The 13,745-nt window shown below is 57.5% G+C and carries 11 protein-coding genes and 1 pseudogene; 4 read left to right on the top strand and 8 right to left on the bottom strand.

Translation table 11 applies throughout. The features are described 5' to 3' along the window. Window positions 1-1,869: non-ribosomal peptide synthetase (locus JQ641_RS34275; protein WP_212000932.1), on the top strand; the 1,869-nt coding region annotated here is incomplete at its 5' end. 151 nt (window positions 1,870-2,020) lie between these two features. Here the strand turns inward: JQ641_RS34275 and JQ641_RS34270 are convergent. Next, window positions 2,021-2,488 carry a hypothetical protein gene (locus JQ641_RS34270; RefSeq protein WP_212000931.1) on the bottom strand — a complete coding sequence of 156 codons (468 nt, stop codon included), beginning with the start codon at window positions 2,486-2,488 and terminating at the stop codon, window positions 2,021-2,023. Between the two features lie 191 nt (window positions 2,489-2,679). On the opposite strand from JQ641_RS34270, the gene JQ641_RS34265 reads away from it, so the two are divergent. From JQ641_RS34265 to JQ641_RS34255, 3 genes are all read left to right on the top strand, one after another. Beyond that, entirely contained in the window at window positions 2,680-2,958 is a 279-nt protein-coding gene (locus JQ641_RS34265; protein WP_212000930.1) for a PepSY domain-containing protein, read from the top strand. Between the two features lie 6 nt (window positions 2,959-2,964). Continuing rightward, window positions 2,965-3,555, top strand: coding sequence for a cytochrome b/b6 domain-containing protein (locus JQ641_RS38940; protein WP_212000929.1), 591 nt, complete (start codon window positions 2,965-2,967; stop codon window positions 3,553-3,555). Window positions 3,556-4,057: 502 nt separating this feature from the next. Beyond that, a complete protein-coding gene (locus JQ641_RS34255) occupies window positions 4,058-4,609 on the top strand; it encodes a hypothetical protein (protein WP_212000928.1) in 552 nt (183 codons plus the stop codon). 14 nt (window positions 4,610-4,623) lie between these two features. On the opposite strand, the gene JQ641_RS34250 is transcribed toward JQ641_RS34255, so the two are convergent. The 7 genes and pseudogenes from JQ641_RS34250 to JQ641_RS34225 all read right to left on the bottom strand — a co-directional run bounded on the left by JQ641_RS34250 (window position 4,624) and on the right by JQ641_RS34225 (window position 13,737). Then, entirely contained in the window at window positions 4,624-7,578 is a 2,955-nt protein-coding gene (locus JQ641_RS34250) for an ATP-binding protein (RefSeq protein WP_212000927.1), read from the bottom strand. A 63-nt stretch (window positions 7,579-7,641) separates the two neighbouring features. Continuing rightward, window positions 7,642-7,767, bottom strand: a pseudogene (locus tag JQ641_RS38935) (double zinc ribbon domain-containing protein); the annotation flags it as partial. Window positions 7,768-7,964: 197 nt separating this feature from the next. Further along, complete coding sequence (locus JQ641_RS34245) at window positions 7,965-8,240, bottom strand: hypothetical protein (protein WP_212000925.1); 276 nt, start codon at window positions 8,238-8,240, stop codon at window positions 7,965-7,967. After that, a complete protein-coding gene (locus tag JQ641_RS34240; protein ID WP_212000924.1) occupies window positions 8,237-8,446 on the bottom strand; it encodes a hypothetical protein in 210 nt (69 codons plus the stop codon). The genes JQ641_RS34245 and JQ641_RS34240 overlap by 4 nt, the downstream gene beginning before the upstream one ends. A 27-nt stretch (window positions 8,447-8,473) precedes the next feature. After that, a complete protein-coding gene (locus tag JQ641_RS34235; RefSeq protein WP_212000923.1) occupies window positions 8,474-10,087 on the bottom strand; it encodes a recombinase family protein in 1,614 nt (537 codons plus the stop codon). Between the two features lie 57 nt (window positions 10,088-10,144). Then, window positions 10,145-10,345: a hypothetical protein gene (locus JQ641_RS34230; protein ID WP_212000921.1), complete on the bottom strand. Its 201-nt coding sequence runs from the start codon at window positions 10,343-10,345 to the stop codon at window positions 10,145-10,147. Between the two features lie 173 nt (window positions 10,346-10,518). After that, a complete protein-coding gene (locus tag JQ641_RS34225) occupies window positions 10,519-13,737 on the bottom strand; it encodes an autotransporter outer membrane beta-barrel domain-containing protein (RefSeq protein WP_349628668.1) in 3,219 nt (1,072 codons plus the stop codon). Window positions 13,738-13,745 lie beyond the last annotated feature (8 nt).

The following is a 13,745-nucleotide window of genomic DNA, read 5'->3' as shown; positions in this document are numbered from 1 at the left end:
ACACCACTGCTGACGGGCGGCAGCATTGCTGTGCCGGCGAACTTTGCCATCGTGGCGCTCGATGAATGGCTCGATGCGCTGCGGCCGACCTGGTACTCGGCGGGTCCCACGCTCCACACTGCCGTGCTCGACAAGGCAAAAGGCCTTGAGGATGCGCAGGCGGCGCACACTCTGCGGTTCGTCGTATCGGGCGGCGCGCCACTCCCGAACGAGGTGCAGAACGACCTGCAGCGCAGTTTGGGTGTGCCGGTGCTGGAACATTATGGCTCCAGCGAAGCCGCGCAGATCGCCGCCAACCTGCCGCCGCCTGGTCCAAACAGGCCAGGGACTTGCGGGCAACCCTGGCCTGATACCGTGGCCATTGTTGGTGAGGATGGACATCCCTTACCAGCCGGTGAGCGAGGCGAGGTCTGGGTTCGTGGGCCCACCGTGATATCTGGCTATTTCGATGCGCCGGAACTCAATCAAGCTGCTTTCAAAGAGGGCTGGTTTCGCACGGGCGATATCGGCAGCCTCGACAAGGACGGCTTCCTGTCGCTGCACGGCCGCCTGAGCGAACTGATCAACCGCGGCGGTGAGAAGATTGCCCCTGCTGAGGTCGAATCCGCGCTACTGCGCCATCCCGCCGTAGCCGAGGCCGCTGCTTTCGCAATCCCCCATCCACGCCTTGGCGAGGACGTCGCAGCCGCCATCGTTCCCCGTCCTGGTGCGCAGGCGACACCTGCGGAGCTTCGCCAGTTCCTGCAACGCGCCTTGGCCTCGTTCAAGATTCCGCGGCGCATTCTGATCCTCGACCAACTGCCAAAAGGGGCGACGGGAAAAGTGCAGCGGCGACGGCTGCGCGAGTCGTTCGACGGGCTGTCGGGCGATCAGGGCGCGATGCCCGTGCCTGCCGTGAACAAAGGGCCATTGGATCTGGAAGCTGAATTGCTGACCCTGTGGCGGAGGCTGCTGAAGTCCGAGGCCGTGACGGTCGACGATGATTTTTTCACCAGCGGTGGTGACTCCCTTCTGGCGATGGAAATGCTCATCGAAATCGAGCGGCTCATCGGCCACCGCTTACCGGGAACGATTCTGTACGGGGCAGAAACGATCCGCCAACTTGCCCCAAAAATCGCCATGCAGACAGGCACCCCGGCGACGCCGTTCTTCCAGTTTGGTGCCGGCGGCGATCGGTCCCCTCTGTTCTTCTTCAACGGGGACCTCGTCAGCGGCCACGCGGGTATGCGGCGGATGGTCGAGCTTTTCGGGCCCGATTACCCGATCATTTCGATCGATCCCCATGGTCTTCGTGGGGAGCGGATTCCGCCGTCGATCGAGGAGATGGCCGCCGACCGCCTGCCGCTTGTTCTGGAGAGGCAGAGCAGCGGTCCTTTCCTCCTGGGCGGCAAATGCAACGGCGCCATGGTGGCGTTTGAAACAGCCCGCCTGCTGATGGCAGCCGGCCACAAGGTTGAAATGGTTGTGATGGTCGACCCGCCGACCGTCAGTGCCCGTCCCGCGCCGCGGGCGATCATCGGGCTGATGAAGCCCCTGGTTCCGCCTTACCTTCTGCGCTGGACGTTTGAACGAATGGCGCGGCTGGAGCGAGATACAAAGGCGTCGACGAGCGCGCCGATTACCATCGCCGAACTCGAGATTCCACCGGTGTTGTGGCATGCTTATTCAGCCGCAATGGCGCAGTATCTTCCGGCACCGCTTGATATCCCTGTGACTTTCTACGCGGCCGAACACGACGGCCGGGCGTGGCGGCATCTCAGTTCTCAACTCGACGTGGTCGAGGTGCCGGGGGGACATCATGGCTGCCTGACTATCGGCGCCGAACATTTGGTTGATCATCTGCGGGGAAGAATTGATGAATCTGGTTGACGACTCGCCTTCCGCCCTTGAACCGCATACAATTCCTGTCAGTGCAGATGCTACTCCACTCGGCTTCGATCGCGCCAGCGGCGCCATCCGGTGCGCGCATTAGACATATTGGAACCTTCACGCGCTTTGCGCGACTGTCGGAGCATTTGGCCTATTTTCGCCGGGGGGCAAATGATTGGTTCGGAAATGACGATGTCGCCGGCCGTTGGATGACGATGAAGCCTCGGTTAGCCGCTTCATGGCAGCTATTGCAGGCCTCCGTGAGTCGATCAAAAGCAGCCACAAACTTTGCGCTGTCGCGTGCTTTGATTGCGGCTTCAATCTTCCCGATTGGCGGCATTGTGGCGGCCTCGATCATTTGTCCGACAGGGACGTCCCGATATTTTGGAACTCGCTTTGCGATTTCCTCGAGCAACTCCTTCAACTCGTCGAGCTGATAATCCGCGAGTTCCCAGTTGCGTGCGTTGCCGGCGAGCCAAAGCTTCACATGATGGGTTTGGACACTCATCATGAATTCTACAAGGCCCGGCGAATACGGTTGAGCAGACTGGCCGGTCGCGGAGCTTGCCGCGACAACGATGGCTAGCCCTGCCATCAAGGCAATTGCACTGTTTCTCATGTGCGGTTCCTCACGTCATGGGATCCTGTGAATGTCCAGTTCACACAAAGCGTACGAGCCTTACATAGCATCAGGACCGCTTTTCAGAGAATCTGCAGCGCCACCCAGCACATTACTAAGTTGTAACTTGCTCAAGCCCCCATGCTACCTTGAAATCTGCGTCCCACTCTTGGGGCCCATGGAGAGATGGCATGAAACGTGTCCTTCAGATGGCTCTGGTTATCGGAAGCTTTGCACCTTCCTACGAAGCAGCAGCTACCGGGCTTGCGACATGCAATTCGGGCCCGCAGAGTGGCTGGCAATCGGAGGAATCGCTGAGTAAGAAGCTAATTGACCAAGGCTGGAAAATCCGCCGGATCAAGATAGACGGTGGCTGCTACGAGGTGTACGCCATAAATGAAAAGGGTCAGCGCGTGGAATCATATTTTCATCCCGTGACATTCGAACCCGTGCTGACCAGCGTCCGCTGATCGGCTATGGCACGGCTGTCGGCATCCGCTCTGAAAGTCTGGGACCCACTCGTAAGGCTTGTTCATTGGGGCATGGTGGCAAGCGTATCGGTTGCCTGGCTTGTTACCGAAGGGCGCATCCACGACGCGGCGGGCTACATTTTACTTGTTCTCATAGCGTTGCGTGTTCTGTGGGGCTTTATTGGAGCAGAGCGCGCCCGGTTCTCGAGCTTCGTTTGCACGCCTCACTCTGTTTTCCAGTACGCGCAACAGCTTTGCGCTGGCCGCGAGCCGCGCCACATCGGCCACAATCCCCTCGGCGGCTGGATGATCGTCGCACTTCTCGCCACCGGCGTTGCGGTATCTCTGTCCGGCTGGCTCTACACCACCGACGCGTTTTGGGGCATCGCCTGGGTTGAGCGTATTCATGTTTTCTTTTCCGAACTTCTGCTTGTCCTAGCTGGACTCCACATTGCGGGTGTTATCTTCACGTCGATCCGGCAGCGTGAAAACTTGATCGCCGCAATGATCCACGGCAGGAAGCGGGTCGAGGACGAAGACAAGACGGTCAGTTCGGCAATTGGTGATTCAAATGTCCACGCGATCAAACGGGAATGATTGAATGGATTGGACGGCGTCTTTTTGACCCGCTTGCCAAAATCGAGTTTCGCCCAATAGCCAAGCGGCGGGGTCGGCACTTGGTAGCGCACGCAGGTTTTTCGCAAGCCGACGTCAGAAAGGCCAAACTCTTTGGCGAGTTTGACGATCGGGGTTGCCCAGACGAGGTCGTAGAGTTGTTGGCGGGTGAATTCCCGGAATTTGCTCATGGCGAGATCCTGAGATGGCGGGGTCGGTCACTGACCGACTTGTTCCGTAACATCTCATTTGCGAAGCCTGCCGTAAGCGTGGCAGTGCTGCATGCACCAGATTGATAGTCCTCTAGCCCTGATATCGTCATGTAACGGGCGCAGGCGATGCGCAGCTTTTTCGTAAATTCGGCAAGAAGTGGATCGAGTCACCGGAATTCGCTCGCAGCCGCTGGCCGCCCCGTAACTTGACTGCGCATCGGTTCCGGCCTGATAGTGCCCACCTTTCATATTTACATTTTTTGGGGCATCACATGGGAAATGGCTTTACGAGGAAGGAAGCAACCACCGTACTTGGCTCGCTGAATGATATGTTTGATGGCGGTATGCCTGCAACGCGCGCGAAGTACACGCATCTGAAATATGTTTATCCTGAACTCCTCCAATACACCGCCGATACTAGTGATCGACACGTTTGGAGAAAGCGAACACTGCGCTTTGCCGCCATGCTGCTGACGTCCGAGATCGACTTCAGGGCTTCCGCGCACCCTTACCCGGGAAAAAATTTCAAGAGGTGGTTGAGGTGGTTGACTTGGCTCCAAGTCATGCCTCCTGCCAGTGCGCGCGTGAAAATTGATGGTGTGCCGACGAACGACTCGCCGGCACAGGTCATTATGGAGACGCTCAAGCTCGCGCTCGACCATCCCAATGGAACGGTGGTATTCGACTGGAACGAAGATCCGGGGGTGATGAAGGTCGACATTAAGAGGGCGACTGCACCCAAATATGAAGTATCGGTCTTTTCAAAGAAGGAGCACGATGTTCCCGGCGGCCATCACGACAATGATGAGGACGACCTCCCCTAATCTTCTTCCGGCGCCTAACTGGTGGGCAGCGTCCGCAATCTAAGACGTTCAGCGCCCGTTACCGAAATCAAACGATCGAACTCTTCGGTAAGCGCGGGTTCGACTGCAAGGGCTGCTCTGTTTAGGATACGTATCTTGGTGGAGAGAGCGAATAATTCAGCGACGCGCTGGGAGCGGCGGCGCGCCAACGCCTGGGCGCGGTTGGCTATTTCGATTGCCTCCGTGGCCTGATCGTTTCCGAAGGAATCGGATAGGTTGGCCAACATCAAGGGTTCGAGCTCAAGACCGGTCCTGTCGCGGTGAGCTTGTTCGAGGGCCTTTGACAGCCTTTCGTGAGCTTTTTCATTTTCGCCGGCCACCAGCAAGGCGATGCCCCTAAAATAGTTCGTCAAGACGGACACGTAGGGCGAAGAATTTTGTCGGGCAATGCTCTCAAGTTCGCCCGCAGCTTCGAAGGCCCGCGAAGCGTCCCGATTGAGCGCTGCTGCATCTACTCGCACCCCAAGGGCGACTGCCCGGTGGGTCAAATCCAGTTTGGCGGTGTCGCGCAGCAACTCGTCGATGAGGTATTCCGCCCCAGCGTGGTCGCCGGTCTGCATCAGGTATCTTGATCGCAAAGCCACCAGCCAATGCTTGACATCAAATCCGATCATTCGCTGGTCGGCGACCTCCACATCAGAAACCCTTTCCAGAGCTCTCGAGTTGAGTTGCAGAGCGCTTTTGAGGAAACCAGCCTGGCCGGTTGAGTGACTTTCAACCGCGAGCAACAGGGCTGCGACGCTGGAATTGGGGGTCTCGGATAACATCTCCTGAGCCTTCTTGACGCCACTCAGGTAGTCGTCGGCAGAACCGGATGCCAGCAGCGCCCGGCCATACGCCATCGTCACAAGCGCGCCCGCGCGGGCGTCCTTCAGCTGTCCTGCAAGCCTGGTCGCCTCCTCATAGATGGGCTCAAGCAGTTCAGGTGCCGCGTTTTCTCGCCAAGAGAGATTGATAATCTGGCCGCAGGCCATCATACGCATAAAGGCGCTTGGGCCTTCCGCCGGCAAATTAGAAGTCAGGTCACGAACATGCTTCCAGGTTCGCACCGCTTGAACGGGATCGCGCGTTCCCATCCAGGTCGCCGAAGTCATGTAGAGAGATGCGGCCTGAATTGGGTCGCCGCCTTCTTCCCAGTGGCGTGCGATCAGCGCTGCGTGTTCATTCAATTCCTTTGAGAAATGTGAACTCAGTGCTTTGGCTGCTCTCCTGTGGAGCAACTTCCTTCGCTCACTAACCAGGGAAGCGTAAGCAACTTCCTGCACAAGTGGATGCTTGAATGCCAATTGTTCGAGGCCGCCCTGGGGTGCGCTATAGATCATTTCGAGGGCAAGCAAGGCATCAATCTGAGTCTGAGCGTCCGACCGATCTATCCCGCTTATCTCGGTGGCGACTTCTGCCGAAAACTCCCGGCCTACTACGGATGCGGCTTCCACGAAGCGCTTCTGCTGATCATCGAGGCGGTCTATACGAAAACTGATCAGGCCTCGCACCGTATTGGGAAGCATATTGGCAGCGTTGGGCTCCGTAGTGCTGTAGTTTCCGCGTGCGCCAGTCAGAGCTTTTCGGTCTAGAAGCGCACGCGTGATTTCTTCGGCAAAGAACGGATTTCCGGCGGATCGTTCGGCGATCTGGGTCCGTAATTCAGCTGTGGAAGGATCGGCACCGATAAGCTCTCGGGCGATATCGTTGATTGCTTCGCGCGGCAATGGTTGCAGGGTGATTTGACTGTAGTTGGAAGATTTCATCCAGTCTCGGATGTATCCGGGACGAAAGCTGAGCAGCAACAGAACCCGGCTCTCGCTGAAGGCCTCGATCAAGGCCAGCAGAAATGAGTCACCAGCCGCGTCGAGCCAATGCAAGTCCTCGAAAAGAATGACCATTGACTGCTCGCGGCCTATGGCTCGGCACACGCGGCGGACAAGCGCGACCGTTGCGATTTCGAGCGTCGGCTCGCCTCGAACGTCTCTCTTAGAGATGCCGAGAAACTCAGCAAGATGTTTTGCCTCGGCGGCCAGGCCAAACTGAGACAGGCGATCAGTCAGCAATTCGAGGCCGGTCCCTTCGGGTGAGGTCGTTCTGATGTTTCCGATAAATGATTTAAGGAGATCGACGATCGGTTGCAGCGAGGTTGTCTGGCCATGGGCTGTCGCTCGCGCCTCTATCACTGAGACGCCCTCGCGGCGACAGTCGGTCGCAAATTCAAAGCCGAGACGGCTTTTGCCGACTCCGGGATCGCCAGAGATTCCGACTATTTTCGAGGCGCCGGAAAGCGATCTATCCAAATGGGCGTGCAACTCGCTTAAGCTGTCGGCTCGAGCGACAAAGTTTGATATTCTCTGACCGCCGAGGAATTGCTGACTTGCTGCAAACGGTCTGATTGCTAGCAAGGAATAAAGGTTTATTGACTGAGACAGACCCTTGAGGAGGCGGGGGCCCAACGCTTCAGCCTCCAGCAACTCCCGTGCGGAATGAAGCGTAGTATCGGTAATGATGATCTCCGACGGACGCGCAACCTGTTCAGCCCTTGCCGCAATGTGAACGGCAATTCCCATTGCCTCGTACTGCGATGAGAGATCGTTGCTGACTTCCTGGACAACGGCCTCACCCGTGTGCATCCCGATGCGCACCTGTACCTGACCGGCTTGCATGATCGAATCGCGAATCGCAATCGCGGCACAACACGCTTGAATCGCATGATCTTCTTGCGGGATTGGGGCCCCAAAGATGGCCATCAGACCATCGCCTTGCAGCTTATTGACCGCTCCGCCAAATCGACTGATGCCGGCACGCATGGAGGCAAGGATACCGTTGAGCTGTGTTGCCGCCTCGTCCGGCTCCAGGTGCTCTATCAGCTTCGTCGAATCGACGATGTCGGCGAAAAGGACGGTTACGAGCTTCTTCTCCGGTCGATATCTGGTCGAATCCACGATAGAGGTGAGGGCGTCATGACTGTTAGGGCTGGCTTGGCCCAGACGAGCGCCGCATTCGATGCAGAAACGGGCAGCCGGCTCACTGCGGTGACCGCAGGCGACACATTGTTGAAAAAAGGGAGTTCCGCAGCTCCCGCAAAATGGGGCCGCGTCCGGTTGATCGGATTGACAGGTTAGGCACCGCATGACTGCACTCGAGGCGGTTATTTCTTTGAGTATTGCAGCAAATTGCTGATTTCAACAATTATTGACTTCGTGGCTGGACCAGCGCGAACCGGGGCGATATGGGCATCAGGCAATGCTCGGGTCTTGTCTGGGCCAGTGGCCTGCTTCTTCCATAACATCGCATACGCGAATCCAATCACGCCAATGGCGCTGCGTCGCTAATCCTGCAGCGCCCGGGCAATCCGGCTGAGCCGTTCATCGATCGCCGCGACTTGTGCCTTGAGCGCTTCAATCTGAGGTCCCGTCGCCGGGTCCATCATGCCAATCGGTGTCCCGCAATTCGAACATTGGACCATCGAGAGTTTCCGGCTGTCGCCGATCGGCGTGAACAGTACGACTTCAAAACTGTGCCCGTTGCAATTGACGCACGTCGAGACCGCCATTTGATGCTCCGATTTTCCAATAGGGCCCGTTCCCGACAGCAGGTCGTTCATTTGCCGACGGATGAGGTGCTGCCCTTTCTGACAATCTGATATCCGTTGGCCGCCAGGTCTTGAAGGATAGCCTTGGCGATATGGACACTTTGGTCTGGCGCTATCCATTCATAGTCGAGGTTCGGACCGCCGTCGCCTTCGGGATACTTGATGAAAGCCGTGTGGATCGCATTGGTTATAAGAATTTCGACTGCTTGGTCGGACATTTGCTGAGCTCCAATACATGGTCGAGCTTAAGCTAATGGGAAGGCTGGTAAATGTCGGCAAGCCGGACCGCGAGCGACACCATTCAATTGATAAAGGATCGCCTTTGTGAGCTGAGCGGGCGTTTGAAAGCGACAGCTGTCAAATCGATGCAATCCCGCTTCCATGAAACGAATCTTCGACTTTGTCATTGCCTTGGTGGGCAGCAGAAGATAGTCGAGTATCTTGTTGTTTCCCTCATCAAGCCGGATCGCGACGATATAGCCCTTGGGCAAGACCGTGCGGCGATTGATCGTCCAGATCACCTTTCTATCTGGCCCTCGCCAGCAGCGGGCAAGGCGAAGCGAGAAAACGAAACGCTTGTTGATCCTGAGCACGTCTGCCCCAGGCTCAAACTTGGCAATCGCGCCTGTCCTCGCGAGACGGCAAACGAGATCGGCGGCGTTGTTGTGCAAAAGCGCCTTGAACTCACTTTTTCGTTCAATCCAGTCTGTATCCCATCTGAGGTTGTAGCCGATGCGACGGTAGGCATTGCGCATGCTGCCGAAACGCTCGTCGTAAACCCTGATGCTGGGAATGCCCAACGTGCGATTCATGATCGTTTGACTGAGTCGTCCTTCTTTTTCGAGCAGCGACTTCAATCGAGATAGCAATTCGTCGTCCGTCAGGTGTTGCCATCGAAGCGTCAAGCGCCTTTGCGCAAGGTGAAAGACATTACGATCAATCACGGGCGGCATCGAACCCTTGCTTCTAACCCAAAGGCTGGGGGGATTCTTTGTTGCTTTTCCGCCCAGCGGAGATGACTCGCGATTGTACACGGTATTGCCGATGTAATTTTCATTCCGAAGAATGTAATTGACCATCACTCTCGTCCACGGACGCTCCCGATGATTGGGAATGCCTTCACGATTGAGACGTCGCGCGATCTCCTCTTCGGACTTTCGGCCTTCGACATACTCATTGAATATTCGCTGGATCACCGCGACTTCGTTTGGGAGACCGAGACGCAGGACCACACGGTCCGTTTTCAGGTTCTTCTGTTGGCCGCGCTTGAGATACCCTTTTGAGATTTGATTTTCGTCGATCACTTCCCGGCGCAGGCCAAAGCTCAATGGGCCACCTTGTCGGAAGCCTAACGAAGCGCCGCGCAGCTGTGCTGCGTGGATCTTGGTGGAAAGCTCGCGACTGAACTCGGCAGCCATCACGCGCTTGAGATTTTTGACGATACTGGATAGGAGGCTCCCGTCGTTGTCGAATTGCTCGGCGCAGTATGCGACCTTCATTCCAGCGTGCCGGCATAGAAATTCGTAATGGGCGCTTTCGTCCACGTCCTGGAAGCGTCCCCACCGGCTGACGTCATAGACCAAGATGTGATCGAAGTCGGCGCGTCCTGACTGAACATCATCAATTAGTTCGATGAGGCCCGCGCGTCCCTTGATCCGTAGGCCGCTGCGACCTTCGTCGATATAGGTCCGGACAATGGTCAGGTTCTTCTGTTGAGCGTGGACGGCGATAGCGGCAGCCTGGTTCTGGACCGAGTATCGCTGATAGTCGGTCGACATTCGGATGTACTGCGCGGCTCGAAGCGCTCTGTTGCGCTTCGCCAAATCCGTTCCCTTGCGTACGACAAGCGAATTGGCCATCAGCCGATGTCCGGTTTGAACGAGCCATTCTAGCAAATCGCTCGTATAGCAACAACGCTAGCCGCGAAACTTGAACCAGACCTGTAGAGCCAGGGCCGCGAGAAAGAGAAGCGACGCAAGTAAGCTTACCATGCCTGATGGTCGCCGCGCGAAATACAGGCTGGCCAAGGTTATGAGAGCCGCCAGTTTACGGCCGAATGCCCTTTCCAAGCGGGGAGCATTGGCGAGCACGATTCCCACTTCCGAATCTTCAGACATGGCTTCTCCTTTGGGCACACGCGATTGCGGGGCCGCTAATCAGTTTTTGAGGGTGAGGGGTCATAAAAATGCCGCCCGGGGGCAACCGAGCGGCATTGGATATTTGGATCACTGATTTGCCCGACGGGGCAAGTCCTAATTCGGATGGAACCCGGCGGTACCGCGAAACGGGGCTACCAGCTATATCGGGCCACGCCTTTGCCGGCATAGGAGCGTGTGACGCTGGAAAATTCGCCTTCGAAGGTGGCGGCGAGCGAGAGGCCGTTCAACCATTTCATTTCGGCCGAGCCGGTCACGAGTGCGGCGTCAGCGGCTTGCCGGGCGCCGTTGACGACAAAGCTGGCGCCCGGCAGCGTCTGGAAGGTGGCGCCGATGCTCCGATCCGGATTGAAGTCGTGGGCCCAGGCGGCGCGACCGCGCAGCGTGAGGATGCCGTCCTGCATCGCGAACGATTTGTCGCTGCGCAGGCCGAGTTCGCTGCGGGTGTTGGTCACGCTCCTGGCGCCATAAGCCAGCGCGAAGGTGTTGGCGCCGACGATCGCCTGCTCGGCATAGGCGGGCAACTCGAACGTCGTGAATTGCCCCGCGGCGTAGGGCGTCAGCCCAAATCCGTTCGTGACGAAGCGGTAACCGCCTTCGACGCGGCCGGACCAGGCATTGGCGTTGAACTGCGCGCGGAGGCGGTCGACACCGGCCACCGTCACGGTGCGGTCGGTGGTGATGTCCTGCCAGCCATAGGCGAGGGCGCCGCTCAAATAAGCCGCGCCAACGTTGTGCCGGATAAATGCGCCGGCCTGGAACAGGTCGGACCGGCCGGAGCCGAATCCGTTGACGCTGAAATTGGTGCCGCCGCCGGCCAGCGCGAAGCCGGCCAGCGCGTTCGGCGAGAGGCGATAGTCGGCGCCGGCCGCCACGCCGTAGATGCTGCTTCTTGTGTCGTTCGATCCGACGACGGTACTGCCATCGGTGGTCTGCGATCCGCCAAAACCTGCCGCCCATACGCTCCAGCGCTGTTCGAAGGTCCGCACCGGCGGCGCCTTGGTGTAAATGGCCGCGTAGGCGTCGCGCTCGCTCTTGGAACGTGACCTGCCGCGTGCGGCATAGGCGAGGGGCTCCTCCTCCACATAGGCATTCGGGCCGCCGCCGCCGCTAATCGGATCGCCGCGGCCGGCGATGAACGGGTCGGTCATCACGCCCACGAACTGGTTCATTGCATTGAACGTGGTGTGCTGCGAACCCGCAGCTGTCTCGCCGGATATCTGCGTCAACCCGGTCGGCGTCAGCCCACCGAACACAAGCGGAATGCTTCCATCTCGATTGAAGTAATTGATGATGGCGTTGCCAACATTCTGCTGATTGCCGGAGAGACCGCTGCCTGGCGGTGGAACGAACACCAGAGAGAGATCAAGGTAGGCGTGCGTTGCGTCGTAGCTTAGCGCCGTCTTGAAGCCAGAGGGCAGGTTGGAGTTAATCGTCGAACCAAAGGTGCCGCTCAGGGTGCTCGCCGTCAGGATGGTGTACTTCTTCTCGACGTAAGCACCATTGGAAAACGTCGCATTGACGGCGGCGCCGCCAAGCGTCGCCGTGCCAGTTACGTTGGCGAATGACGACGTCGTTGGATTGATCCGCACCATGTATTGCGCCCCGGAAGCCAGCGCGAGGCTTGTAACTGTCATGGACGAGCCGGCGAAACTATTGCCGGCCGCCAAAATGCCGCCGTTGGCGATGACGGTGTCGCCGATCGTCCCGGTACCGGTCAGCGCTGCATTGGCATTCACCGTGACGAGACTTGATGAGCTAATCCCTCCTTGGACGTCGAGCGTGCCCGCGTTCACCGTCGTGGTTCCGGAGTACGTATTGTTGCCAGACAGCACCGTTCTGCCACTTCCAGATATGACCACCTTACCTGAGCCAGAGATCATGCCGGAGTACTGGGAATAATCCGAACGGTTGAAGACCAAAGATGCCTGTGGGTCTCCCGGATTTGGTGTTGAGAATATGACGTTGCCCGCAAGAGAGCCTGTCGTTCCTCCATTGCCGATTTGGACATTGCCCTTCGAAATTGTGGTTATGCCGGAAAGGCCGTTGTTGCCTGACAACGTCAATGTCCCGGAGCCGACTTTTGTTAGGGACCCGCCACCCTGAATGACACCGCTAACCTCAGTGCTCAGGTTGTTGCTACCAACAGTGAGATTGGCCGTCATAAGAAAAAATATCCCTGCGCCTTCTATGGAAGCAGCAGTGACCTTGTTGTCGCCAAGCAATCCGGTCCCAACAAAAGATATCGAGCCCCCGGCGCCATTGATCAGGCGAGCGTTGCCCGCAGTGCTGTTGTCAGCAAAAACTGTCTGGCCACCATTATTGTTGGTGATCGTCGCATTGCCCGCAGTACTCGTCGTGAGGAAGCTGGTGACGCCGCCGCTGTTGTTGGTGATTGAAGCGTTCGCGGCTGTCGCGGAGTCGCTAAAACCGGTGCCGCCGAACTGATTGTTGATGATCGTAGCGTTACCGGCGGAGCTGTTGTTTTGGAAAGAGGCAGACCCCTGAAACCCGGTAGTAGTGTCCTGCCCGCCATTTGTGATCTTCGCAGTGCTTGCCGTGGTCGTGTTGTAGAATTCGGTGCGCCCGCCATCGGTATTGGCAATCGTCGCATTGCCCGCCGTGCTGGTGTCCACAAAGCTGGTCGTGGTCGGGATGTTGGCAGGGTTGCCCAACGCGCCGATGTTGTTGATATGGGCGTCCGCCGCGGTTGACGAATGGACGAACAGAGTGCGCGCACCGTTGTTGTTGTTGAGCGTGGCGTTCGCCGCTGTGCTTGAGTCTTGAAAGTAGGTGAAGCCTCCGTTGCCTACGAAAAGAACCGAGGTATTGATGGTTGCATTGCTAGCGGTGGCAGTATCAAAGAAATATGTAGCGCCACTCTGCGTTATTGTTGCGTGGTCCGCCGTGCTAGTATTGCGAAATTCAACATAATTGAATGTTCCCGCGGACGCTGTCGTTACAATGTTGGCATTGCTTGCAGTGGCGCCATTCTGAAATCCGAGCGCCGAAACCGGTGCGAAATTGGGTGCGTTGCTGGAATTGTTTATGACACCTGTACCGGTAAGAAAAAGATAGCTTGGCTTGAAGGTATAGACGCGAGCGCCAGCGTCCAACTGGATTGCGCCGATCGACACTGGGTGAAAAAAATCATTATTTGAAAAAGTCAGCGTGGTCTGGCTGGAGTTTCCAAATATTGCTGTTGCCGTCGGCTGTGTGGCCGGGCTCCAGTTTGCGTCCGTTTGCCAATCGCCAGAAACTGCGCCAGTCCAGGTCGCGTTCTGCGCCGACACCTTCTCGGTTAAAAAAAACAAACCAACAGCACTTAATAGCGCCAAACCCGCACTTTTCACTTTTTGCC

It is taken from the genome of Bradyrhizobium sp. JYMT SZCCT0180 (assembly GCF_018130165.1).
Classification (GTDB): domain Bacteria; phylum Pseudomonadota; class Alphaproteobacteria; order Rhizobiales; family Xanthobacteraceae; genus Bradyrhizobium.
The sequence above is the reverse complement of the archived record's forward strand: the minus strand, read 5'-3'. Positions and strand labels throughout refer to the sequence as shown.